Genomic DNA, 23,204 nt, shown 5'->3' with positions numbered 1-23,204 from the left:
GCTCTCCTTGTTTCGGAACGCGGTGGCGCGGGTCGGTGGTGGACCAGCTTATCCGGTCGCCCCCTCGGCCCGCGCGAGCGGCGGGGCCACCTCGGGGCCTGGCAGGATGGGCCGACGTGACCGGAAGACCGACCGACCTGACCCGTCGTGCCGCCCTCCGCGCGGGGGCGCTGGCCGCGCTGGCCGTCCCCCTGGCCGCGTGCGGGCCCGGCTACGACGAGAGCCCCGACCCGTTGCAGCCGCTGCTGGCCGCCGCCGAGGCGGACGCCGCCGCCGCGCGGACGCTGGCCAAGGGCGAGAACGCCGACGCCGCCGGCCAGCTCGCCGACGCGCGCGCGGCCCACGCGGCCGCGCTGAAGTCCGAAGTGGACCGGCTGAACCGGCCGAAACCCTCGTCGTCGGCGACGCCGCCGGCGCCGGCCTCGCTGGGTGACCTGAAGGAGCGGCTGGCGACCGCGCGCAAGCAGGCCGAAGACCTCGTCGGCGGGCTGCCGCGCTACCGCGCCGGGCTCGTCGCGGCGGTGGCGGCGGGCTGTGCGGCGCTGCAGCGCACTGCCCCGGCGCTGGGCCCCGGCGAGGACGCCCCGGCGATCGCCGGGACCACCGGCGCGGTGCCGGCGGAGGCGGTGGACCCGCTGCAGACGGCGCTCGCCGCCGAGCACGCCGCCGTCTGGGTGTACGGCCTGGTCAGCGCGTTCCTGCCGGCCGACTTCGCCGAGGGCGAGAAGGCCGGCGCGGCGGAGCACGCCGTGCGCCGCGACCTGCTGCAGACGATGCTGTCCGCGTCCGGGGCGACGCCTGTCGCGCCCGAAGCGGCGTACGTGCCGAAGAAGCCGGTGACGGACGCGAAGTCGGCGTCACTGGTCGTCGCGACGGCCGAGGCCGACTGCGCGTCGGCGTGGCTGGCGGTGGTGAACCACACCGACGACGGGGCCCTGCGCACGACGGCCCTGCACGCGCTGGTGGCGGCTTCGCGACGCGGGACGCCGTGGCGGTCCGAGGCGGGCGAGAAGCCGGTGGCGATCGCGATGCCCGGCCAGGCGAGCTGAGCCCTTGCTGAAGCCGTGAAGGCCTGCTTACCGGCCTTCACGGCTTTCGGGAGAGCGGGTCAGCCCTTGAGGTCGGCCGACAGGCGCACGGCGTCGTCCGCGATGGCCTCGATCAGCTTCTTGTCCTTGTGCTTCGCGTAGAAGTCGGCCAGCACGATCGTCGTGTTCGTGCCGTCCACGCTCGACGCGTACGCCGCGTCCGAGCCGCTCACGCTCGGGACGTCGTCGCCGGTGAACGTCTTGTCCTTCACCAGGTCCGTGACGTTGCCGGTGCCGTCCTGCTCGGTCAGCGTCTTGAGCGCCTTCGCCTTCGTCGAGTCCGGCATCCCGACCAGCACCACCGACACCAGCGCCTTCGCGCCGCCCGACTCCGTCGTGTAGAGCGCGCGGACCAGCGACTGGCACTCGTTGTCCTGGAAGAAGTCGTGCGTCTTGCCGTACGACTTCGTGGCGCACTCGTTGGACTTCGCCGGCCCGGCGACCAGCGTGAACTGGTACTTCCCGGTGTTCTGGACCGGCGGCTGCGCGACCGGCCCGTCGGGCGTCGAGTCGTGCCGGATCAGGAACCACAGCAGCCCGGAGACGACGGCGATCGCGACCAGCCCGGCGCCCCTGATCAGCAGGGACCGGGTGTCGCGCGCCGGCGGTCCGGGCGCCGGGGGCCGGGGCTGCGGGGGAACCGCGCCCAGCGGGGCCGTGTCGGACGGGCCTGGGGTGAAATGCGCACCAACCACGGGGCCATACGGTAGTTCACCGTCCCGGAGCGGTTCACTCGAATGCGGGTAAGACGCGTTCGACGTCGTCAGCGGTGCTGTAGAGGTGGAAGCCGACCCGCACCCGGCCGCCGCGGACGCTCGAGACGATCCCCGCCGCCGCGACCCGCTCCGGATCGGCGTCGAGCGAGACGATCGCGCTGCCGCGCGGGGGCAGCCCGAGCTTCTCGAGCAGCAGGTCGGCCAGGCCGGTGTTGTGCGCCGCGACCTGCGCGAGGTCGAGGCCGCCGAGGTACTCCAGCGCGGCCGCGGCGCCGACCTGGGCGAGCCAGACCGGCGAGAGGTCGAACGCGCGGGCGTCGCCGGCCAGGCGCAGCGGGAGGCCGTAGACGGTGGCCCACGGGTCCTCCCCCGCGTACCAGTTCGCCGCGACCGCCCGGGTGCGCTCGTGCGCGTCCGGCCGCACGGCGAGCCACGCGCAGCCGCGCGGCGACAGCAGCCACTTGTACCCCGCCGCGACCACCCAGTCCGCCCAGGCGACGTCCAGGGGCAGCCAGCCCACGGCCTGGGTGGCGTCGAGCAGCACCGCCGCCCCGGCGGCCTCGGCGGCAGCCCGCAGCGCGGGGAGGTCCACGATCCGGCCGTCGGCGGACTGGACGACGCTCACCGCGACGACGTCGTGGCCCTCGACCCGCTCGGGCAGCAGCTCCAGCGGCACTTCGGTCACCGTGACGTCCTGAGCCGCGAACGGGAAGGTCACGCTGGTGAAGTCGCCCTCGGCGGCGAGCACGCGGGTGCCGTCCGGCAGCGCGGCGGCGACGTTCGCGACCAGCTGCGAGACCGACGCGCCGATCGCGACGCGCCCGGGTTCGACGCCGAGCAGCCGGGCGAACCCGGCCCGCGACCGGTCGACGTACTGGTCGAACTCCCCCGGCCGGGTCGCGCCGGTGCGCCAGCGTTCGACCGACTCGGCCACCGCGGCGGCCACCGGGGCCGGCGGGATGCCGACGCTGGGCGTGTTGAGGTAGCCGGGCGGGACGGCGAAGTCGGTTCCGAAGGCGCGCATGCCTTCGAGCCAAGCAGACCCGCGCGGGACAGTTCACCCCTTACAGCAGCGCGACGACGTCGGCGTAGCCCGGCGGGCTCAGCGGCAGCGCACCGCCGTCGCGGACCGCCAGCGCCGTCTCCGCGGCGGCCCGCAGCGCCATCCGGTAGGGCAGCGAGCCGAGGCTGACCCGCGCGACGCCCAGCTCCGCCAGCCCGGCGAAGGTGACCTTCCCGGGCAGGAACAGCAGGTTGACCGGCAGCCCGGCGGCGACGACCCGCTCGACGTCGGCAGGGTCGGCCAGGCCGGGCACGAAGACTCCGTCGGCGCCGGCCGCCGCGTAGGCCTTCACGCGTTCTTCGGCGGAGTCGATCGAGCGGTCGCCGGACCAGTGGGTGTCCGTGCGGGCGTTGAGGAACAGGTCCGGGACGCGGTCCTTCACCGCCTCGACCAGCGCTATTTGGTGTTCGACCGGCGCGAGCGAGCCGTCCGCACGGCCGTCTTCGAGGTTGACGCCGACGGCACCGGCGTCGGCGAGCTCGGCGGCCAGGTCGGCGACGGCGGCGGGATCGGCGCTGAAGCCGTCGGCGATGTCGACGCTGACCAGGACGTCCAGCCGGGCGAGGCGGCGGGCCAGTGCGACGGTGGCGTCCCGCGTCGACGGCGCGCCGTCGGGCTCACCGGCTGCCGCGGAGACGCCGAGGCTGGTGGTGCCGAGGGCGCGGAAACCCTGCGCGGCGAGGAAGGCGCCGACGCCGAACTCCCACGCGTTCGGCAGCAGCAGCGGGGACCCGGGTACGTGCAGGGCACGGAATTCGTCCATGGCCCGAACCTAGGCGCGCGACGCTTCGGCGGGCGCCGAACTCACGCGCTCGCGGGGGTGTGCTCCGCGTCGTAGGCGTCCCGGGCGTCCTGGACCGCCGTCATGTGCTGCCGGGCCCACTGGTCCAGCATCTCCAGCGGCTCGGACAGGTTGCGGCCCAGCGTCGTCAGCTCGTACTCCACCTTCGGCGGGATCACCGCGTACGCCGTGCGGGTCAGGATCCCGTCGCGGACCAGGCTGCGCAGCGTCTGGGTCAGGACCTTCTGCGAGATCCCGTCGACCCGGTGCCCGATCGCCGTGAACCGCAGCGGCCCGTCCTTCAGGGCGCCGACGATCAACACCGTCCACTGGTCGCCGATGCGGTCGAGCAGCTGACGGGTCGGGCAGTTGCGATCGTACGGGTTCGACAGCACGGCACGTCTCCTTACTTTCCCAGGGAGAGTAACACGCCGTTCAGGCGGTAGCGGCCATCAAGGTGGTGAACAGGAGGCGCAGGTGCCGGCGGCCGCGCTCCCAGCGGGCCTCCAGCTCCTCCTGGTCCCGCGTCGCCCAGCTCGCGATGAGGATGCCGCGCACCACGTCCATCGCCGTGTACACCGCGTGCAGGAACTCGTGGTGCGCCGCGTGCTCCGGCAGCAGCGCGCGGCCGAACTCGACCAGGCTGGACGTCGCGATCGGCTCGACCTCCGCCATCTGCCCGCGCAGCTCCGGGTCCGTGCGGGCGGCGACCCACAGCTCGACCGTCGCCGAGAACACCGGGCCCTGGTGCATCTCCCACATCAGCTGCAGCGCGTCGCCGACCGGGTCGCTGGACGCGCGGAGGCGGTCGAGCTCGGCCATCGCGACCTCGGTGCGCTTGCGGGCGAGGTGCCGGATCGCCGACGTCACCAGGTCGGCCTTAGTCGGGAAGTGGTGCACCTGCGCGCCGCGCGTGACGCCGGCGCGATCGGCCACCCGGGTGGTCGTCGTGCCCGCGTAGCCGTACTCGACGAGGCAGTCGATCGTCGCGTCGAGCAGCCGGACGCGCATCGCCGCGCTGCGTTCCTCCTGCGTGCGGCCGGTCGTTCCCCGTCGTGGCGCTGACATGCGCCCACTTTATGGGGCCGCGCGCACCCCGGCCGCGTCGACCAGCCCGGCGACCACCCGCCCGATGAAGCGGCCGAGGAACCGGCGGTAGAACCAGCCGGTGCCGGGGATCTTCGCGGTGAAGGTCGAGTGCCAGTGGATCTCCGTGCCACCGCCGTCCACCGGGGACAGGTCCACGTAGGCGACGTAGTCCCGCAGCGGCAGGCCGTGGTCGAGCGCGTAGCCGAACCGCCGGCCGGGCTCGAGGGCGACGATCTCCTCGTACGAGCGGAGGCCACCGGTCCGGAACAGCCGGATCGCACCGAGGCCTTCGGGCTCGTCGACACCTTCGCGGACCAGCTCGAACGACCCCAGCGGCGACCAGCGGGGCCAGCTCGCACCGTCCCGCAGCAACGCGTAGACGGTGTCAGCGTCCGCGGTTGTCACCCTGCGAACCGAAATTCTCTGTACCATTTGGTACGTGTACCATATGGTACATGATCGACACAAGCCCGCGCGCGAAGCTCCTCGACGCGGCGATCGCCCACATCGCCCACCACGGCGGGGCGGAGCAGAGCCTGCGGACACTGGCCACCGGGATCGGCACGAGCCACCGCATGCTGATCTACCACTTCGGCTCCAAGGAAGGCCTGCTCACAGCGGTGGCGCGCGAGGTAGAGGCCCGGCAGCGGAAGGCACTGGCCGGCCTAGACCCAGCGGAGTTCTGGCGCCGGCTGACGGCGGACGACCTGCGCGCCAACGAGAAGCTCTTCTTCCAGCTCTACGGCCAGGCCCTAGGCGGCGCCCCAGGGACGGCCGAGTTCCTCGACGGCATCATCGAGGACTGGCTGGGCCCGATCGAGGCACTGCTGGCGGAGCGAGGCGTCCCCGAAGCCGACCGGCCAGCGCAGGCGCGGCTCGCCCTAGCCGTCACGCGCGGGCTGCTGCTCGACCTCGTGACGACGGGCGACCTGGACGCCGTGAACGCAGCGATGGAGCAGTTCGCGGCGCGCTACTAGCAAGCAAGGGTCACGGAGAACGAGGACGAGCGAGAACCCAGACCTCCCCCGCACCCCGATCCGAAGCCAGAACACGGCCGGCAGTGCCGGGTCAAGGCATCTTTCCCGCCTTGACGCGGCGCGGCCGGCCGTAGTCACAATCAAGCTTCGGGGTGCCGGAGACACCGACGGGCAGCCGTTCGACCCCGCGGACGTCGGTCACCATCGGCCTTACAAACCCCGAACACTGGGCGGACGCCGCCCGTACACCGTCCGGCCAGAGTTCTCCTCGTAAGCACGACACGAGGGAGACACCATGCGAGGAACCACCTGGACGCGGCTGGCGCTGGCGGGCGGCGCGAGCGCGGCCTGCCTGCTGGTGGCGGCGCCGCTGGCCTCGGCCCAGACCACGTCGCCGGCGCCGGTCGCGCCGATCACGCTCAGCCCCGAGGAGTCGCAGCAGGTCTGCGGCGACTGGGTGCCGAAGCTGCAGAAGAAGGCCGCCAACCTCGAGAAGCGGATCAACGGCGGCGCCGAGGTCGCCGGCTCGGTCGCCAACCTCAAGGCGCGGGCCCAGGACCAGCGCACCGCGGGGCACGAGGACCGGGCCAAGAAGCTCGACGACCGCGCCACCAAGCGCCAGGGCCGGATCGGCGAGCTGAACACGGCGAAGCAGAAGCTCGACGCCTTCGCCACCGCCCACTGCAAGCCGGCCAAGTGAGGGGCGCGAGGGTCGCGGCGGCGGTCGGGGCCGCCGCGCTCATCGCGCTCGGCTGCTCGGCCTGCCGCGACAACCTGATGGGCTCCCCGGACTCCGGGAGCGCGCCGGCGTCGTCCGAGCTGAGCGGCGTCGAGTCGACACTCAACGGCATCGAGTCGGACATGAACAGCGATGGCTCGCCCTGACCGGCTAGCGTCTCCCCTCTGACAGCGGCGGAGACGGGAGCAGGCATGGGGTCACCGGGGCGCGGCCTCGTCCTCGTGGTCGAGGACGAGGCCGCGATCGCCGAGCTGGCGGCGTTGTACCTCAAGCGCGACGGCTTCGGCGTGCACGTCGAGGCGGACGGCGGGCGGGCGCTCGACGCCGTCCGGCGGCTCAAGCCGGTGGCGATCGTGCTCGACATCGGACTGTCCGGAATGGACGGTATCGAGATCTGCAAGGCGCTGCGCGCGGCCGGGGACTGGACGCCGGTGCTGTTCGTCACCGCCCGCGACGACGAGCTGGACCGCCTGCTGGGCCTGGAGATCGGCGCCGACGACTACCTGACGAAGCCGTTCAGCCCGCGCGAGCTGGCCGCCCGGGTCCGGACGGTGCTGCGCCGCGCGTCGGGGGCGACGCCGGCCGCCTCGGTGCTGACCGTCGGCGGCGCGCGCGTCGACCTCACCAGCCGTCGCGCCTGGGCGGGGGACGCCGAGGTTTCCCTTACTTCGACGGAGTTCGACCTCCTGACGCACCTGCTCCGGCACCCCGGGCAGGTGCTTTCGCGCGACCAGCTGCTGAGCGCCGTCTGGGGGTACGCCGCGGCGGCGGGGACGCGGACGGTGGACGTCCACGTGGCGCAGCTGCGGGCGAAACTCGGCCTCGCCAGTCCGATCAGGACGGTGCGCGGCATCGGCTACGCGGCGGACCCGGCATGAGGTACCGCGGCACCCTGGCCGGGCGGATCACGCTGGTCTGCCTCGCCGTCGCGGGCGTGGCGGTGATCGTGGCCGGGCTCGTCGCGGCCCGGCTGATCCGGACCACGGCGGACAACGTGCTGCAGTCGTCGCTGGCCGCGCAGGCCGACGTCGTCGCGTCGCAGCTCGACGAAACCGGCATCGGGAACCGGCTCGGCGTGGGCAAGGTGGCCGACGTCGTGCGCGGGCAGGGCATCTCCGTGGTGGTCCGGCGCGCGGGCGGGCAGGCGGCCGGGGACGCGGTCGCCGTGCAGGCCGCGGGCAAGCTCGGGCTCGGCGCGGACCACTCCGGGCGCGTCACGGCCGGCGGCGCGCAGTACCTCGTCGAGACGCGGGTGGTCGGCACCCGCGGGGCGGCGTTCGCGCTGGTGCAGCCGGCCCGCAGCGCCGAAGCGACGCAACGCGCGCTGGTGCGCAACATCGCGCTGGCGCTGGGCATCGGGCTGCTGGTGGCCGCGCTCGCGGGCTGGGTTTCCGGCCGGCTGCTGGGCCGTCCCCTGCGCCGGGCCGCGCTCGCGGCGGGATCGCTGCGGGCGGGGCGGCGGGACGTCCGGGTGCCGGTGCAGGGGCCGCGCGAGGTGGCCGAGGTCGCCGGGTCGCTGAACTCGCTGGCCGACGCGCTGGCGGTGAGCGAAGCGCGGCAGCGGGACTTCCTGCTGTCGGTGTCGCACGAGCTGCGGACGCCGCTGACCGCCGTGACCGGGTTCGCCGAGGCGATCGCGGACGGCGTCGCGTCGGGGGACGACGCGGTCCGCGCCGGGCAGACGATCCAGCGCGAGGCCGCGCGGCTGGAGCGGCTGGTGTCCGACCTGTTGGAGCTGGCGCGGCTGGGCGCCGACGAGTTCCGGCTGGACGTCACGTCGCTGGACCTGGGCGCGCTGGTCCGCGACTGCGCCGACGTCTGGCAGCTGCGGTGCGCGCGCGAGGACGTACGGCTGTCCGTTTCGGTGCCCGCGTCCCCGGTCCCGGTGCTGGCGGACGCGCGCCGGCTGCGTCAGGTGGTCGACGGGCTGGCGGAGAACGCCCTGCGCGTGACACCGGCCGGCGCGCCCATGGTGTTTTCGCTGTCGGTGTCCCCTTCGGAGGCGTCCCTGTCGGTCCGCGACGGCGGCCCCGGCCTGGCCCCGGAGGACTACCCGGTGGCGTTCGAGCGCGGGGTCCTGAACGCCCGCTACCGCGACCGCCGCCCGGTGGGGTCGGGCATCGGCCTGGCCCTGGTCCACGGCCTGGTCACCCGCATGGGCGGCGGCCTGACAGCCGGCCCGGCCCCCGAGGGCGGCGCCGCGTTCACGATCACGTTCCCCCTGGCCGCCTCAGCAGCCACAGTCCCCCTCCGCCGCCCCCGAACACCGTGATGCCCCTCTAGACACACGTGATGCCCCTCCAATCACAGGTGATGCCCCTCCGGTCACACGCGATGCCCCGCGGCGCACGAGCACCCGGTGTGCGGAGCCGGGCATCACACGTGATTGGCCGGGCATCACGCGTGATTGAGCGGGCATCACGCGTGATTGGAGGGGCATCACGGGTGGGCCGTAGGGTTTGGGGCATGGAGATGCTGCACCTGCGCTACTTCGTCGCGGTCGCCGAGGAACTGAACTTCTCCGCGGCCGCGCGGAAGCTGCACATGGCCGCGTCGCCGCTTTCCCAGCGGGTCAAGGACCTCGAGCACGAACTGGGGCAGCAGCTTTTCGACCGCAGTACCCACCACGTCACGCTCACCGCCGCCGGGACCGCGCTGCTGCCGCTCGCGCGGGACGTCCTCGAGCAAGTGAGCGCCATCCCGTGGCGGCTGAAGGAGGCGACCGAGCCGCAGCGCAGCACCGTCTTCCTCGGCATGCCCGCCGGGGTGCACCCCGACCTGCGGGATCGCGTCAACGCCCTCGCCGGGCGCGTTCGCGACCGGTACGAGCTCAAGCGCTGGCCCGGGACCACCGCCGACCTCGTCCAGGGTGTGCACGAGGGGAAGCTCGCCCTCACGCTGGCCCGGCTGCCGGTCACCGACCCCGCGCTGGAACAGGTGCCGGTGATGTCGGAACGGCTCGGCGCCGTCGTCCCCGCCGACCTCTTCGCCGGGCGGGACTCGGTGAGCCTCGCCGAGCTGACCGAATTCCCGTACGTCGCCTCACCTGGGGAAATCACGCCGGCGTACTTCGACCAGCTCGATCACCAATTGGCCGAACTGGGCGTCAAGAAACGCATCCGCCTGACCAACACCGGTTACGGCGGGATGTCCGAAATCATTTCCAGCGGCGAGGCCTTTTCCATTTCCATGCTGGACGACAAGAGCCCGATGCACGGCTACCGGCTCGACAACGTCATCGTCCTGCCCTTCACCGACTTCCGCCCCCAGCTGGACACCGGCCTGCTCTGGCGCCGCGATCGGACCGACGGCGACCTGCGTGAGCTCGTCGAAGCCGCGAAAGACGTCTTCAAAGACCCGATCAGCACCTGAAAGAATGGTATGACCACCGCGGTCATACCATTGTGCGCATCATGATCATTCCCTTTTGCCTCGCCCGCGCCTACGTTCGCAAGTAGAGCGAAGAGCGCGAAAGGACGAAATGATGACGGACATCACCACCGGCCCCCTCGACGGCGTTCGGGTGATCGACCTCTCGACCGTGGTCATGGGCCCGTACGCGGCCCAGATCCTCGGCGACCTCGGCGCCGACGTGATCAAGATCGAGTCCCCCGCGGACACCGTGCGGGTGGGCCAGTACCGCACCACGCCGGGCATGACCCCGCTGAACCTGAACGTCAACCGCAACAAGCGCAGCGTGGCCCTCAACCTCAAGGACGAGACCGAGCGCGAGCAGGCCCTCAAGCTGATCGACACCGCCGACGTGCTGATCACCAACATGCGCCCCGGCGCGCTGAGCCGCCTCGGGCTGAACTACGCCGACGTCGCCGAGCGCAACCCGCGCCTGGTCTACGCCCACGCGCAGGGCTTCCGCGGCGACTCCGACCGCGCCGGCAACGCCGCCTACGACGAGACCGTGCAGGCCTCCTCCGGCCTGGTCGACGTCGCCAACCGCGCGCTCGGCGAGCCGGTCTACCTGCCGACGATCATCGGCGACAAGGTGTCGTCGCTGACCATCGCCTACAGCGTGCTCGCCGCGCTGGTGCACCGCGACAAGACCGGCCAGGGCCAGCAGATCGAGATCCCGATGACCGACACGCTGCTCGCGTTCAACCTGGTCGAACACCTCGCCGGGCACACCTACGAGCCGGCCGAAGGCCCCACCGGGTTCGCGCTGTCGATGACGAAGGGCCACGCCGCGGTCCGCACGAAGGACGGCCTCGCCTGCGTCATCCCGTACAACCCGAAGAACTTCCGCGACTTCTTCGCCGCCGCCGAGCGCCCCGACCTGGCCGAGGACCCGCGCGTGAACGGCGAGGCCATCGACCGCGCCGACAACGAGTGGCTGACCGAGCAGATCGCGGCCTGCGCCCCGGCGCTGACCACCGACGAGTGGGCCGAGGTCTGCGCGAAGCACAGCATCCCGATGGCGCCGGTGCTCGAGCTGGACCGGGCCCACGAGGACCCCTACGTCCGCGACGGCCACCTGCTCGACACCGTCGAGCACCCGAGCGAGGGCGCCATCCGCACGGTCGGCATCCCGGTGAAGTTCTCCGCGACGCCCGGCTCGATCCGCCGCCTGGCCCCGCTGGCCGGCCAGGACACCGCCGAAGTCCTCGCGGAACTGAACTGAAAGAAGCAAGACCATGGACGTACGTACCGAGCGGATCGGCAGCACCCTGCTGATCACGATCGACCGGCCCCAGGCCCGCAACGCGGTCAACGCCGCCGTCGCGGCCGGGCTGGCCGCCGCACTGGACGAGCTGGAAGCCGATCCGACGCTGCGAGCGGGCGTCCTGACCGGCGCCGAGAACACCTTCAGCGCCGGCATGGACCTCAAGGCCGCGTTGAAGGGCGAGTCGCCGGAGATCCCGGGACGCGGCTTCGGCGGCCTCACCGAAGCCGAGCTGGCCAAGCCGCTGATCGCCGCGGTCGAAGGGTTCGCGATGGGTGGCGGGTTCGAACTCGCGCTCGGCTGCGACCTGATCGTCGCCGCCGAAGACGCCCAGTTCGGCCTCCCGGAAGTGAAGCGCGGCCTGATCGCCGCCGGTGGTGGCGTGCTCCGGCTGCCGAAGCGGATCCCGCACCACCTGGCGATGGAGTTCCTGCTCACCGGCGAGCCCGTCACCGGCCGTCGAGCCGGCGAGCTGGGCCTGGTCAACCGCGTGACCCCGGCCGGCGACGCCGCCGCCGTCGCGCTCCAGCTGGCCGAGAAGCTGGCGGAGAACGCGCCCCTCGCGCTCGCCGCCGTCAAGAAGATCGTGCGCGCGGCGGATCCGAAAGCCGTGCAGCGCGAGGAAGTCAAGAAACTGATGCAGTCCCGAGACGTCCGCGAGGGCATGACCGCCTTCGCCGAGCGCCGCGCTCCGAAGTGGACAGGCGAATGAAGATCGAAGAAGTCCGCAAGCACGTGACCACTCCCCTGACCGCCCCGGCGTTCGCGCCCGTGGTCCCGAGGTTCACGAACCGCGAGTACCTGAACATCGTCTACCGCACCGACGCCGAGGCGCTGCGTGCCGTCGTGCCGGAGCCCCTTCAGATCGAAGAACCGTTGGTGCGCTTCGAGGTCATGAAGATGGGCGACGTCTCCGGCTACGGCCCGTACACCGAGTCCGGCCAGGCGATCGAGGTCAGCTTCGACGGCGAGCGCGGCGAGTACCTGCACGCGATGTACCTCGACAACTTCCCGGCGACGGCGTCCGGGCGCGAGGTCAGCGCGTACCCGAAGACCATCGGCCGCCCGGACCTCTACGCCGACAACGGTGTTCTCGTGGGCACCTTGGACTACGGGACGCTCCGGGTGGCGACCGCGACCATGGGCTACAAGCACCACGAGCTGGACGTCCGCGAAGCCGAGCGGCAGATCACGGTCCCGACGTTCATGCTCAAGACGATCCCGGGCTACGACGGCGCGCCGCGCGTGCAGGAGCTGGTCCGCACCGAGATCACCGACGTCGTGGTCAAGGAGGCCTACACCGGCCCCGCGCGGCTGCAGCTGTTCCAGCACGTCCTGGCCCCGCTGGCCGACCTGCCGGTGCTGGAGGTCGTCTCCGCGAGCCACATCCTCACCGACCTGACGCTCGCCCCGGTCAAGCCGGTCTTCGACTACTTGAAGGGAGCGCGGTCATGAAGAACGCCGCAGTCATCGGTGCCGGAACCATCGGCCTGTCCTGGACGGCGCTGTTCGCCCACCACGGCCTGACCGTCCGCGTCACCGACCCCCGGCCCGACCTCGCCGACGCCGTCGCCGACGCGCTGGCGAAGTTCGCCCCGCACCTCGGCACGACCGCCGAGGACCTGGCGAGCCGGGTGAGCATCGCCGCCGACGTCACCGAAGCCGTGCGCGACGCGGATGTCGTGCAGGAGAACGGTCCCGAAAACGTCGAGTTCAAAAAGGACTTGTTCGCGAAGCTGGTTGAGGAAGCCCCGAAGCACGCGCTGCTGCTGAGCTCGTCGAGCGCCATCCCCTCGACGGCGTTCACCGGCGAGATCGACGGCAGCCGTGTCCTCATCGGACACCCGTTCAACCCGCCGCACCTGATCCCGCTGGTCGAGGTCGTCCCCGGTGAGCAGACCAGCGACGAGTCCGTGCGAAGCGCCGTCGAGTTCTACACCGCACTCGGCCGGACGCCGGTCGTGGAGCGCAAGGAGATCCCCGGCTTCGTCGGCAACCGGCTGCAGAACGCGCTCAGTCGCGAGGCGATCTACCTCGTCGAGCAGGGCGTCGTGACGCCCGAAGAACTGGACGCCGTGATCACGAACTCGCTCGGGATCCGCTGGGCGACCGTCGGGCCGTTCCTCGGCTCGCACCTCGGTGGCGGCCCCGGCGGCTACCGGCACATGGCCGAGCACATCGGCAAGTCCATGAAGAAGATGTGGGCCGGGCTGGGAAACCCCAGCCAGAGCCCGGAAGAGCAGGAACGGCTCATCGAAGCCGTCGAAAAGGCTTACGGCTCCTCCACGTACTCGGAACTCGCCGAGACGCGCGACCGCAAGCAGCTCGCAGTGTTGACCGCAGTGGAGGAGAACTGACATGGAACCGCTCGAGGACAAGCTGACCGCCGACTTCTACGACTTCGAGGCGCTGCTGCCCGACGACGAGCGCAAGCTGCTCGTCAAGGCGCGCGAGTTCATGACCAACGACGTCAAGCCGCTGGTGAACGAGAACTGGGAAGCCGGCACCTTCCCGAAGGAACTGATCGGGATGTTCCGCGAGAGCGGCCTCGCGGGCCTGCCGTACGAGGGCTACGGCGAGCACAAGCCCGCGGTCAGCCACCTGCTCACCGGCATGATGGCGATGGAGATGAGCCGCACCGACGCGTCCGTGGCGACGTTCTTCGGTGTCCACAACGGACTCGCGATGTACTCGATCTACAGTGGAGGAAGCCAGGAGCAGCGGGACCGCTGGCTCCCGGAGATGGCCGCCATGGACAAGATCGGCGCGTTCGCGATGACCGAGCCGCTCGGCGGGTCCGATGTGGCCGGTGGCATGCGCACCACGGCCAAGCGGGACGGTGACACCTGGGTCCTCGACGGCGCCAAGAAGTGGATCGGCAACGCGACCTTCGCCGACTACATCGTGGTCTGGGCGCGGGACGTCGACGACAACCACGTCAAGGGCTTCGTCGTCGAGAAGGACATGCCGGGCTTCGTGCCGGAGAAGATCGAGGGCAAGATCGCGTTCCGGATCGTCGAGAACGCCGAGATCACGCTGACCGGCGTCCGCGTGCCGGAGGCGAACCGCCTGCAGGGCATCGACTCCTTCCGCGACGTCGCCGAGATCCTGCGTGCCACCCGCGGCGGCGTCGCGTGGCAGGCGCTCGGCGTGGCGATCGGCGCCTACGAAGCCGCGCTGGCCTACGCGCAGGAGCGCCAGCAGTTCGGCCGGCCGATCGCGCGGTTCCAGCTGGTGCAGGACCTGCTCGTGAAGAGCCTCGGCAACATCACCGCGTCGTGGGGCATGCTCGTGCAGCTCGCCCGCCTGCAGGACGCGGGGATCTTCAAGGACGAGCACTCGTCGCTGGCCAAGGCGTTCGTCACGTCGCGGATGCGCGAGGTCGTCGCCTGGAGCCGGGAGATCTTCGGCGGCAACGGGATCGTGCTCGGCTACGACGTCGCGCGGTTCTTCGCCGACGCCGAGGCGATCTACTCCTTCGAAGGCACGCGCGAGATGAACACGCTGATCGTCGGGAAGGCGATCACGGGACAGTCCGCGTTCGTCTGAGCATTCAGCTCACGCAGCCGGCGGCCGCACTGGTCGCCGGCTGCTTCGTGGTGCCTGGCGTCTGCGTCGCGGCGACCGGCTTCACGCCGCCGGCCGTGTCGTCGCCCGAGGCCTGGACCGCGGGTGTGCTGATCGCGGTGCGCACGAACTGCTGCACCTGCGCCGGGTCGACCTTCACCGCGTCACCGTCGGACGGCGTGGCCAGCGACAGGCTCTGCACCGGGATCGTGGCGAACGCGATCGCCCCCGAGCTCATCCCCCGCAGCTGCTGCGCGAAGCTCAGGACGTCCCAGCCCCGGTCCAGCACCACGGACCCCTGCACCGCGTCGACCAGCGCGGACAGCTTCGCCGGGTTGGTGAACGTGCCCGCGCTGAGCACCTTCTGCGCCATCCCGGACAGGAACGCCTGCTGCCGCGCGATCCGGTCGAGGTCGCTGGTCAGGCCGTGGCGCTGGCGGACGAACGCGAGTGCCTGCGGCCCGGACAGCGTCTGCGTCCCGGCCGGGAAGTCCGCGCCGGAGTACTTGTCGTGCACCGGCGCCTTGAGGCAGACCTCGACGCCGCCGACGGCCTGCGACAGCGCGTCGAAGCCGGCGAGGTTGATGGCCGCGTAGTGGTTGATCGTCAGCCCGGTGAACTTCTCGATCGTCTGGATCGAGGTCTTCGCGCCGGCCTCGTTCGCCGCCATCTCCAGCTGCGCGCCGGAGAGGCCCTGGGACCGCAGCCCGGCCATCGCGGCGTTCTTGCCGCGGCTGTACGCCGAGTTGATCTTGTGCTTGCCGTACCCGCCCGCGATGTCCACATAGGAGTCACGCGGGATCGAGATCGCCGTCGCCGCGGCCCCGCCGGCCGGGATGTGGACCACGATCATCGTGTCGGTGGTGTCGCCGCCGTCGTCGCCGCCGCCGGCGTGCAGGGCGTCGAGCACGTTCTGCGGCAACGGGTTGCCGTACGCGTCGGTGCGCGCGTCGATCCCGACGAGCAGGACGTTCTGCGCGACCTTGAGCGGTTCGCCGGGAATGGTGTCTTCGTCCTCGACCTGCCCCGACGGCGAAATGACGTTGGCGGTCACGAGACCGTGGTCGAGCTTGCTCAGCTGCGACCAGGCGTACCCGGTGGCGCCGAGCACGAGCGCCGACACGACGCCGAGCGCGACCCGCACGCCAATGCGACGCCCCCGGGACGACAGCAGCACGACACTTCCCCTTGCTTCCCTGTGGTGAACCTCCGACCCCGCCTTCGAGGATCACCGGGTTAGCTGGGAATCAGCTGAGAAACTTGTTGAAAGCTCGTGACGTTGCCCGATCGGCCGAGCTGTTTCCAGCCGATCGGCCGGTTTCGCGACGGAAAGTACCGGCGCGCACACGAGAACGTGCTGTGGCGGTGGACACAGCTAGCGCGGCAGCCGGCGCCAGACCGCGCGCGGCAGCAAGCGCATTCCGAAGAAGACCGGACGGAGCACACCGGGCACCCAGACGACCCCGCGGCGCTTGCGCAGCGCGGCGACGGTCGCGTCGGCCACCTGCTCCGGCGTGCTGGAGAACGGCGCCGGGCTCATGCCCTCGGTCATCCGCCCGACGACGAAGCCGGGGCGGACGAGCAGGAGGTGGACACCGGAGCCCACCAGGGCGTCGGCGAGGCCGCTCGCGAAGCCGTCGAGGCCGGCCTTCGCCGAGCCGTAGACGTAGTTGGCGCGCCGCACGCGGACCCCGGCGACGGACGAGAACACGACGAGGCTGCCGTGGCCCTGGGCGCGGAGCAGGTTCGCGGCGTGGGTCAGCACGCCGACCTGGGCGACGTAGTCCGTGTGGACGATCGCGGCGGCGTGGGTGGCGTCGGCTTCGGCGCGGGCCTGGTCGCCGAGGATGCCGAAGGCGAGCACGACGACGTCCAGGGGCCCGTGCTCGGCGGCGACCTTCTCGAGGAAGGGACCGTGAGAGGCGAGATCGTCGGCGTCGAACTCGGCCGTCTCGACGGCCTCGGCGCCGGCTTCGCGGAGGGTTGTCTTGGCGGCGGTCAGGTCCGCGCCTGGGCGGGCGGCCAGCACGACCTTCCCGTGGTCGCCGGCCAGGCGTTCCGCCACGGCCAGCCCGATCTCGCTGCGTCCGCCGAGTACCAGCACCGTTCCGCTCACGGGGGCAGTCTCGCAGCCGGCGGTGGCCGCGGTGCGGGCGCCCGCCGGTCTCGGCCCGGAGGTCGACGGCGCGGAGGTCGACGGCGCCAGCGCGGACCTACGCGCGGGAGATCGCCTGCCAGTCTCGGCCCGGGGCGGACCCACGCGCGGGAGATCTCTCGCCAGTCTCGGCCCGGGGCAGACCCCAACCCGGGGAGATCTCCCGCCGGTCTCGGCCCGGAGAGTCCACAGTCCCGGGGCGGACCCACGCGCGGGAGACCTCTCGCCAGTCTCGGCCCGGGGAAATCTCCCCGCCGGTCTCGGCTCGGCGGGTCCACGGCGCCGGGCGGACCCCGCCCGGGGAGGTCTCCCGCCGGCCGGGCCGCGGCGCCCGAACCTCGGTCGCTCGCACCCGGGATCCCCAGCGGCCCGGCGGAACCTCGCGAATCGGGTGGCTGGCAGCCAGCCTGCGGAACCGAGGCCCGGAGCGCGGGAACTGCGCTAGCGTGCCCGGGTGGGTCACGCTCCGGATTTCGAGACGGTCGTCGCGCGGCATCGGCGGGAGATCCAGGTGCACTGCTACCGGATGCTCGGCTCGCTGAGCGATGCCGAAGACCTCGCCCAGGAGACCTTCCTGCGCGCTTGGAAGGCCCGCGACCGGTTCGAAGGCCGGGCCAGTGTGCGGACCTGGCTGTACCGGATCGCGACCAACGCCTGCCTCGACGTCCTCGCCCGGCGGCCGCGGCGGGTGCTGCCCGATCAGCTCGGGCCCGCCGGCGAGCCCGACGGGCCCATCTCCGCCGTCGATCTGCCGTGGCTCGAGCCGGTCCCGGACCGGCTGCTGGACGAGGCCGGGCCGGACGCGCTCGTCGTCGAGCGGGAGACCATCGAGCTCGCCTACCTCGCGGCCGTCCAGTACCTGCCGCCGCGGCAGCGGGCCGCGCTCGTGCTGCGCGACGTCCTCGGCTGGTCGGCCAAGGAGACCGCGGACCTGCTGGAGACGAGCGTCGCGTCGGCGAACAGCGCCCTGCAGCGCGCCCGGGCGACCCTGCGTGAGCGACTGCCCGCGCACCGTACCGAATGGACGGCCGGCGATCCGACGGCCGCGGAAACCGCGCTGCTCAAGCGTTTCATCGAGGCTTACGAACAGGGCGACCCCCAAGCGGTCGCCCGGCTGCTGCACGCGGACGCCCGCGCGGTCATGCCGCCGTACGAGCTGTGGTTCGACAGCGGCGCGGCGATCGTCCGGGCGTTGTCGCTGTCGCTCGACCCCGCGTCACCGCACTGCGTCGGCCGCTTCCGGATGCGGGCGACGCGCGCCAACCGCCAGCCCGCCGTGGCGACGTGGCTCCGGCGCCCGGGCGCGGCCGACTACACCTGGTTCGGGGTGTCGCTGCTGACGATCGAGGACGGCCTGGTCACGGAGCTGGCCGCGTTCGAGTCCGTCCCGGCCGCGGTGTGGGGGCTGCCGGAGATCTGGCGCGACGAGTGAGCACGATGACCCCGGGTCGCCACAACCGTCACCGCGCACCGATGACCGGCGCGTGCATTCGGTAGTGCATCGCGCACCCCGGTCGGGCGTGAAAAAGCCCGGGCGGGTGATTCACGGGGAATCACCCGCCCGGGCGCACACCACTCGGAATGAAATTCTTCCGATTTCGGTGTTCGGCTTCCTGGCCGCCGGGAAGAGGTCACCGGCGGCGGGTCAAGCTGCTCGGTGCCGCTGCGGCGCGGTGCGCGTCAACCGGCGTCGGTCCTCGGCGGTGGTCCCGCCGAAAACACCGTGGTCCAGGCCGTTGTCGAGCGCGTAGCCGAGGCATTCGCCGCGCACCGGGCAGCGCGCGCACACGGCCTTGGCCTGCGCCGTCTGCCGGGCACCGGGGCCCATCGCGGAGATCGGGAAGAACAGTTCCGGGTCCTCGTCCTTGCAGGCCGCGAGGTCCGCCCAGCCCGTCATCGTGGCTTCCATTTCCTTCGTTCACCTCCCTCAGCTTCTACTGTTTCCCATTGTCGTGACGCGTCAACCGACTTGACCGCGGCGGACGCGCGAGCGTATCCGCCTGGGTCAAGGGGGTTTTGGCGTCGGTCCCCGGCTCACCCTCCGGGCAACCAAGACTGCAACACATGAGAGTACGCCTTCCTTCCCGGGATCTCGATGTCGATCACGTCACCCGATCGGCGAGATCGCGCTCCGGCGCGACCCGCGCGAGGGCCGCCCGCCCGTCGAGGGCGACGAGCTCCGCGGCCCGCCCGGCGGGGCGGGCTTCTCCGCACCCCGCAAGGCTTTCCGATCCGGCTCCGGCCGCCGCGGCCGCACCTTCCCGGCCCCGGCGGGTCCGGGTCCCGGCACCTTCGCCGTGAGCCCGGCCGGCGTCCGGAATCCGCCGTTCGCGGCCCGGCGCCCGCGTCTCCGGTCGCCGCCGGCGAGGGCCGCCTCGATCCGGATCGAGAGCGGCGGGCGCCGGCTCGTGTCCCACTGGGTCATCGAACCCCGGGTACCCGAGATACCCGCACCCATTCGTCACCGGCCGTCACCATCCGGAGCAGGCCATTACTCCTCCTGTGCAGTCTTGATCGAATCGTTACACGTAGCGGTCACCTCAGCGCACTTGTTCCAGTGGAGGCGAGGGGTGGTGAGGGGTCCGTGTGCGCTGGCGACGATTTCGACGCGTTCTTCCGCGCCGACTTCCCCCCGCTCGTGGCGTTCCTGTGCAAAGCCGGGTTCGAGGCCGAGCTGGCCCGCGACATCGCCACCGAGGCGATGCTGCACGCGCTCGAGGCGTGGCCGACCCTCGAAGACCCGCGGGCCTGGGTCCGCCGCGTCGCCGGGCGGCTGCTCGACGACGCGCGCACGGACTGGACCCGCGCGGCCGACCCGCAGGACGACGAGAAGCTGGCCGCACTGGTCGACCAGCACGCGGGGCTCATCGACCTGCTCGCCTCCCTCCCCGGCCAGCAGCGGACGGTCCTCGCCTGGTCCCTCGACGGCTTCACGCCCACAGAGATCGCGACGGCGCTGCGCATCGCGCCCGCGACCGTCCGCTCCAACCTCCGCCACGTGCGGGAACGCCTCAGGCGCCACCGGGCCGCTCGACCCGGCGACCAGCGGGACAGGGAAGGGTGAGCACCATGCCGGCAACCGAGTACGGGGACCCCGCGATCACCGAGCTGCTGCGGGAGTCCAACGCCGCGCTGCACGACTCGCTGCGCGTCGGGCTCGACGTGGAGGGCACCCTGCTCCGGGTGCGCAGCCGCGCCCTCGTCCGTGAGATAGCCGCGGCGCAGCCCCCGGAGGCGTTCCCCGCCCACTGGCGGCGCCACGACGAGCCGGTCGCCGACGCGATCGGCGGCGACCACGCCGCGACCGCCCGCCTGCTCGCCACCATCCGGCCGCTGGTGGTGCGCTACTGCCGGGCCCGCGTCGGCCGGCACGAGCGTTCGTTCGCCTCGGCCGACGACGTCGCCCAGGAGGTGTGCGTGGCCGTGCTGACCGCGTTGCCCTCCTACCGCGACCAGGGCCGTCCGTTCCTCGCGTTCGTCTACGGCATCGCCCAGCACAAGGTCGCCGACGCGCACCGCTCGGCGGCCCGCAACCGCTCCGACCCGGTGCCGGAGGTCCCCGACGGCGTGTCCGAAGCGGACGGCCCGGAGCAGCGCGCCCTGCGGTTCGAGCTGAACGAACGGCTGGCGCGGCTGCTGGACGTGCTGCCGGCGAAGCAGCGGGAGATCGTCGTGCTGCGGGTGGTCGTCGGGCTGTCCGCGGAGGAGACGGCCGCGGCGGTGGGCTCGACCCCCGGCGCCGTCCGCGTCGCCCAGCACCGCGCGCTCGCCCGGCTCCGAAGGTTGCTGAAAGGGGAAGAGGACTAGCGGCGGACGCTGTCGAGGACGAATTCTTCCAGCGCCGCCGCCGGGCCCTCCATCGATTCGCGGGCCAGCAGCATGAACTCGATTTCGCCGGGCTCGGGGAGGCCGTCGAGCTCGACGAGGTCGGCCGGCACCAGACTGCGCGCGTGCAGGGTGACGCCCAGCCCGGCCGCCGCCGCGGCCCGCAGGCCGGTGAGGCTCGACGTCTGGCACGCGGCGCGCCATTCCAGGCCGGCTCGTTCGAGGCACTCCACCGCGAGCTGCCGCGTGATCGACGGCATCGGGTACTGCACCAGCGGCACCGGCCGGCCGGGCTCCAGCACCGTCGCCGCCGAGCCGATCCAGACCAGGGGCTCGCGCCAGAGCAGCCGGCCGTGGTGGGCGCCCGGGCGGCGCTTGCCCAGCACCAGGTCCAGCTGACCGGCGCGCAGCCGCTGCGCGAGGACGTCCGAGAGCTCGACGGTCAGCTCGACGTCGACCAGCGGATGGCTGCCGCGCAGCCGGTGCAGGATCTCCGGCAGCTCGCCGAGCGCGAAGTCCTCCGAGACGCCGAAGCGCACGCGGCCGCGGAGCTCGGCCCCGCGGAAGTGCCGCTCGGCGCGCTCTTCGGTGTCGACGATCGTCTGCGCGAAACCCAGCATCGCCTGCCCGCGCGCGGTGAGCTCGACGGTGTGCGTGTCGCGGGCGAAGAGCAGCCCGCCCGAATCGCGCTCAAGGCGCCGGACGTGCTGGCTGATTGTGGGCTGGCCGACCCCCAGCCGCCGCGCGGCCGCGGTGAAGCTGCGCGTCTCGGCGACGGCGAGGAACGAACGGCACAGGCGCGGGTCCAGCACAGGGTCACTTTATCGTGATTCGCGATGACAGTCAGTCCGGTCATCGGGGTTCACAATGAGCGAGGTCTCGCCGAGAATTGTCGGGGAAGGAGATCCATGTCCCGGTTACGTCTCGACCCGTTCGTCGTCGCCATCCTCGCCACCGTCGGGGTCGCCACCCTCTTGCCCGCTTCCGGCGTCGTGGCCGACGGTTTCAGCCTCGCCACCACGATCGCCGTCGGCTTGCTGTTCTTCCTCTACGGCGCCCGGTTGTCGACGCAGGAGGCCCTCGACGGGCTGCGGCACTGGCGGCTGCACGCGGTCGTGCTGGCCGCGACGTTCGTCCTGTTCCCGCTGCTCGGCCTGGCGCTGTTCCTGCTGCCGCCGTCGGTGCTGCCGGCCCAGCTCGCCGCCGGGGTGCTGTTCCTGGCCGTGCTGCCCTCGACCGTCCAGTCGTCGATCGCGTTCACCTCGATCGCCCGCGGCAACGTCGCGGCGGCGATCTGCAGCGCGTCGCTGTCCAACCTGGCCGGGATCGTGCTCACACCGCTGCTGGTCGCGCTGCTGCTGTCGGGAGACGGCGCCGGCGTCGACGGGTCGGCCGTGCTCGGGATCGTGCTGCAGCTGCTCGCGCCGTTCGTCGCGGGACAGCTCGCGCGGCGCTGGATCGGCGCCTGGATCACGCGCAACTCCGCGCCGCTCAAGCTGTTCGACCGCGGGTCGATCCTGCTGGTCGTCTACACGGCGTTCAGCGCGGGCATGGTCGAGGGCATCTGGCACCGGCTCGACGCCGGTCACCTGCTGGTGCTCCTGGGCGTGTGCTGCGTGCTGCTCGCGGCGGTGCTGGGCGCGACCGGCTGGGGTGCCCGCGTGCTGGGCTTCGCCCGCGCCGACCGGATCACGATCGTGTTCTGCGGGTCGAAGAAGAGCCTGGCGAGCGGGTTGCCGATGGCGACGGTGCTGTTCGGGCACGCGCAGGTGGGGCTGATCGTGCTGCCGCTGATGCTGTTCCACCAGATCCAGCTGATCGTGTGCGCGACGCTGGCGCGCCGGTACGCGGCTTCTTCGGAGCTCGTCCCGGCTTGACCGATGACTTTTCCGGGCGGCGCCCGTCGGTAAGGGTGACCCTCTACCGGAAGGCGCCACCATGGCCAAGGTCCTCTACCACATCACGATGTCCCTCGACGGCTTCGTCGCCGGCCCCGCCGACGACATGACGTGGATGTCCGGCCTGCACGCCGGGCCGAGCCCGGTCGTTTCGCGGCTCCTCGGGCAGATCGGGGCGGTGGTGATGGGGCACAACACGTACGCGCCGGCGACGACGGCCGAGGGCAGGGTGTACGGCGGCAGCTGGGAGGGCCCGATCTTCGTGGTGACCCGCGACGCGGCGCCGTCACCGGGCTTCACCCTGGTCGACGACTTGGGCAAGGCGGTGGCGGCGGCGTCTTCGGCGGCCGGCGACGGGTATGTCGCGGTACTGGGCGCCACGACGGCCCGCCGCTGCCTGGAAGCCGGACTGCTGGACGAGGTGCTGGTGCACATCGCCCCGATCCTGCTCGGCGACGGGGTACGGCTGTTCGACCACCCCGGCGGCACCCGGGTGCGGCTCGAGCCCGTGGAGCTGAGTACTACCGGGGCGATCGGGAACTTCTGGTACCGGGTGGCCTGACCCGGCACCGTCCACTGTGTACGGCGTAACGGCGAGGGCGGGCCGGACGACTCCGGGGTCCCGAGGGAG

The 23,204-nt window shown here is 72.1% G+C and carries 28 protein-coding genes; 17 read left to right on the top strand and 11 right to left on the bottom strand.

From position 1 onward, the window contains the following. Window positions 1–116 precede the first annotated feature (116 nt). Entirely contained in the window at window positions 117–1,049 is a 933-nt protein-coding gene (locus ACZ7PG_RS49295) for a ferritin-like domain-containing protein (RefSeq protein WP_470246157.1), read from the top strand. Between the two features lie 59 nt (window positions 1,050–1,108). On the opposite strand, the gene ACZ7PG_RS49290 is transcribed toward ACZ7PG_RS49295, so the two are convergent. The 6 genes from ACZ7PG_RS49290 to ACZ7PG_RS49265 all read right to left on the bottom strand — a co-directional run bounded on the left by ACZ7PG_RS49290 (window position 1,109) and on the right by ACZ7PG_RS49265 (window position 5,169). Next, window positions 1,109–1,783 (bottom strand): hypothetical protein, encoded by a 675-nt coding sequence (locus ACZ7PG_RS49290; protein WP_470246156.1) that lies wholly within the window; start codon window positions 1,781–1,783, stop codon window positions 1,109–1,111. 34 nt (window positions 1,784–1,817) lie between these two features. Further along, complete coding sequence (locus ACZ7PG_RS49285) at window positions 1,818–2,828, bottom strand: aminotransferase class V-fold PLP-dependent enzyme (RefSeq protein ID WP_470246155.1); 1,011 nt, start codon at window positions 2,826–2,828, stop codon at window positions 1,818–1,820. Between the two features lie 40 nt (window positions 2,829–2,868). Further along, on the bottom strand, window positions 2,869–3,630 hold the full coding sequence (locus ACZ7PG_RS49280; protein ID WP_470246154.1) for an isocitrate lyase/PEP mutase family protein: 762 nt from the start codon (window positions 3,628–3,630) through the stop codon (window positions 2,869–2,871). A gap of 41 nt (window positions 3,631–3,671) precedes the next feature. Further along, a complete protein-coding gene (locus ACZ7PG_RS49275; protein WP_470246153.1) occupies window positions 3,672–4,043 on the bottom strand; it encodes a winged helix-turn-helix transcriptional regulator in 372 nt (123 codons plus the stop codon). Between the two features lie 40 nt (window positions 4,044–4,083). Then, window positions 4,084–4,659, bottom strand: coding sequence for a TetR/AcrR family transcriptional regulator (locus ACZ7PG_RS49270; protein WP_470246492.1), 576 nt, complete (start codon window positions 4,657–4,659; stop codon window positions 4,084–4,086). 66 nt (window positions 4,660–4,725) lie between these two features. Then, window positions 4,726–5,169, bottom strand: coding sequence for an SRPBCC family protein (locus ACZ7PG_RS49265; RefSeq protein WP_470246152.1), 444 nt, complete (start codon window positions 5,167–5,169; stop codon window positions 4,726–4,728). Between the two features lie 23 nt (window positions 5,170–5,192). On the opposite strand from ACZ7PG_RS49265, the gene ACZ7PG_RS49260 reads away from it, so the two are divergent. From ACZ7PG_RS49260 to ACZ7PG_RS49210, 11 genes are all read left to right on the top strand, one after another. Further along, a complete protein-coding gene (locus ACZ7PG_RS49260; RefSeq protein WP_470246151.1) occupies window positions 5,193–5,714 on the top strand; it encodes a TetR/AcrR family transcriptional regulator in 522 nt (173 codons plus the stop codon). A 295-nt stretch (window positions 5,715–6,009) separates the two neighbouring features. Continuing rightward, window positions 6,010–6,414 (top strand): hypothetical protein, encoded by a 405-nt coding sequence (locus ACZ7PG_RS49255; protein ID WP_470246150.1) that lies wholly within the window; start codon window positions 6,010–6,012, stop codon window positions 6,412–6,414. Further along, window positions 6,411–6,599 (top strand): hypothetical protein, encoded by a 189-nt coding sequence (locus tag ACZ7PG_RS49250; protein WP_470246149.1) that lies wholly within the window; start codon window positions 6,411–6,413, stop codon window positions 6,597–6,599. Before ACZ7PG_RS49255 ends, ACZ7PG_RS49250 begins: the two co-directional genes overlap by 4 nt. 45 nt (window positions 6,600–6,644) lie before the next feature. After that, complete coding sequence (locus ACZ7PG_RS49245) at window positions 6,645–7,331, top strand: response regulator (RefSeq protein ID WP_470246148.1); 687 nt, start codon at window positions 6,645–6,647, stop codon at window positions 7,329–7,331. Next, on the top strand, window positions 7,328–8,725 hold the full coding sequence (locus tag ACZ7PG_RS49240; RefSeq protein ID WP_470246147.1) for a sensor histidine kinase: 1,398 nt from the start codon (window positions 7,328–7,330) through the stop codon (window positions 8,723–8,725). The genes ACZ7PG_RS49245 and ACZ7PG_RS49240 overlap by 4 nt, the downstream gene beginning before the upstream one ends. Window positions 8,726–8,919: 194 nt before the next feature. Next, window positions 8,920–9,825, top strand: a complete 906-nt coding sequence (locus tag ACZ7PG_RS49235; RefSeq protein WP_470246146.1) for a LysR family transcriptional regulator — start codon at window positions 8,920–8,922, stop codon at window positions 9,823–9,825. A 112-nt stretch (window positions 9,826–9,937) separates the two neighbouring features. Continuing rightward, the gene (locus ACZ7PG_RS49230; protein WP_470246145.1) at window positions 9,938–11,086 is read left to right on the top strand and encodes a CaiB/BaiF CoA transferase family protein; all 1,149 of its coding nucleotides are present in this window, start codon (window positions 9,938–9,940) and stop codon (window positions 11,084–11,086) included. Window positions 11,087–11,099: 13 nt separating this feature from the next. Beyond that, complete coding sequence (locus ACZ7PG_RS49225; RefSeq protein WP_470246144.1) at window positions 11,100–11,840, top strand: crotonase/enoyl-CoA hydratase family protein; 741 nt, start codon at window positions 11,100–11,102, stop codon at window positions 11,838–11,840. Then, window positions 11,837–12,583 carry an acetoacetate decarboxylase gene (locus tag ACZ7PG_RS49220; protein WP_470246143.1) on the top strand — a complete coding sequence of 249 codons (747 nt, stop codon included), beginning with the start codon at window positions 11,837–11,839 and terminating at the stop codon, window positions 12,581–12,583. Before ACZ7PG_RS49225 ends, ACZ7PG_RS49220 begins: the two co-directional genes overlap by 4 nt. Continuing rightward, window positions 12,580–13,485 (top strand): 3-hydroxyacyl-CoA dehydrogenase NAD-binding domain-containing protein, encoded by a 906-nt coding sequence (locus tag ACZ7PG_RS49215; protein WP_470246142.1) that lies wholly within the window; start codon window positions 12,580–12,582, stop codon window positions 13,483–13,485. The genes ACZ7PG_RS49220 and ACZ7PG_RS49215 overlap by 4 nt, the downstream gene beginning before the upstream one ends. A 1-nt stretch (window position 13,486) precedes the next feature. Further along, a complete protein-coding gene (locus ACZ7PG_RS49210; RefSeq protein WP_470246141.1) occupies window positions 13,487–14,677 on the top strand; it encodes an acyl-CoA dehydrogenase family protein in 1,191 nt (396 codons plus the stop codon). 4 nt (window positions 14,678–14,681) lie between these two features. Here the strand turns inward: ACZ7PG_RS49210 and ACZ7PG_RS49205 are convergent, their stop codons facing one another. Next, a complete protein-coding gene (locus ACZ7PG_RS49205; RefSeq protein ID WP_470246140.1) occupies window positions 14,682–15,872 on the bottom strand; it encodes an LCP family protein in 1,191 nt (396 codons plus the stop codon). Window positions 15,873–16,070: 198 nt separating this feature from the next. Continuing rightward, the gene (locus ACZ7PG_RS49200; protein WP_470246139.1) at window positions 16,071–16,811 is read right to left on the bottom strand and encodes an SDR family NAD(P)-dependent oxidoreductase; all 741 of its coding nucleotides are present in this window, start codon (window positions 16,809–16,811) and stop codon (window positions 16,071–16,073) included. Window positions 16,812–17,304: 493 nt separating this feature from the next. On the opposite strand from ACZ7PG_RS49200, the gene ACZ7PG_RS49195 reads away from it, so the two are divergent. Beyond that, window positions 17,305–18,282 (top strand): RNA polymerase subunit sigma-70, encoded by a 978-nt coding sequence (locus tag ACZ7PG_RS49195; protein WP_470246138.1) that lies wholly within the window; start codon window positions 17,305–17,307, stop codon window positions 18,280–18,282. Window positions 18,283–18,495: 213 nt separating this feature from the next. Here ACZ7PG_RS49195 and ACZ7PG_RS49190 read toward each other — a convergent pair whose 3' ends face one another. Together ACZ7PG_RS49190 and ACZ7PG_RS49185 are read right to left on the bottom strand one after the other, a co-directional pair. Beyond that, complete coding sequence (locus ACZ7PG_RS49190) at window positions 18,496–18,759, bottom strand: WhiB family transcriptional regulator (RefSeq protein WP_470246137.1); 264 nt, start codon at window positions 18,757–18,759, stop codon at window positions 18,496–18,498. A 198-nt stretch (window positions 18,760–18,957) separates the two neighbouring features. Next, window positions 18,958–19,275 carry a hypothetical protein gene (locus ACZ7PG_RS49185; RefSeq protein ID WP_470246136.1) on the bottom strand — a complete coding sequence of 106 codons (318 nt, stop codon included), beginning with the start codon at window positions 19,273–19,275 and terminating at the stop codon, window positions 18,958–18,960. 159 nt (window positions 19,276–19,434) lie between these two features. On the opposite strand from ACZ7PG_RS49185, the gene ACZ7PG_RS49180 reads away from it, so the two are divergent. Both ACZ7PG_RS49180 and ACZ7PG_RS49175 read left to right on the top strand, forming a co-directional pair. Further along, window positions 19,435–19,914 (top strand): RNA polymerase sigma factor, encoded by a 480-nt coding sequence (locus ACZ7PG_RS49180; protein WP_470246135.1) that lies wholly within the window; start codon window positions 19,435–19,437, stop codon window positions 19,912–19,914. 146 nt (window positions 19,915–20,060) lie between these two features. Continuing rightward, entirely contained in the window at window positions 20,061–20,657 is a 597-nt protein-coding gene (locus ACZ7PG_RS49175) for a sigma-70 family RNA polymerase sigma factor (protein WP_470246491.1), read from the top strand. On the opposite strand, the gene ACZ7PG_RS49170 is transcribed toward ACZ7PG_RS49175, so the two are convergent. Next, a complete protein-coding gene (locus tag ACZ7PG_RS49170) occupies window positions 20,654–21,487 on the bottom strand; it encodes a LysR family transcriptional regulator (RefSeq protein WP_470246134.1) in 834 nt (277 codons plus the stop codon). The genes ACZ7PG_RS49175 and ACZ7PG_RS49170 overlap by 4 nt on opposite strands. A gap of 96 nt (window positions 21,488–21,583) precedes the next feature. On the opposite strand from ACZ7PG_RS49170, the gene ACZ7PG_RS49165 reads away from it, so the two are divergent. Together ACZ7PG_RS49165 and ACZ7PG_RS49160 are read left to right on the top strand one after the other, a co-directional pair. Next, entirely contained in the window at window positions 21,584–22,552 is a 969-nt protein-coding gene (locus ACZ7PG_RS49165) for a bile acid:sodium symporter family protein (RefSeq protein ID WP_470246133.1), read from the top strand. Between the two features lie 61 nt (window positions 22,553–22,613). Further along, window positions 22,614–23,135 carry a dihydrofolate reductase family protein gene (locus ACZ7PG_RS49160; RefSeq protein ID WP_470246132.1) on the top strand — a complete coding sequence of 174 codons (522 nt, stop codon included), beginning with the start codon at window positions 22,614–22,616 and terminating at the stop codon, window positions 23,133–23,135. Window positions 23,136–23,204 lie beyond the last annotated feature (69 nt).

It is taken from the genome of Amycolatopsis sp. NPDC114504 (genome assembly GCF_055633595.1).
Note: the sequence above shows the minus strand (reverse complement) of the source record. Positions and strands in the feature narration are given on the sequence as shown.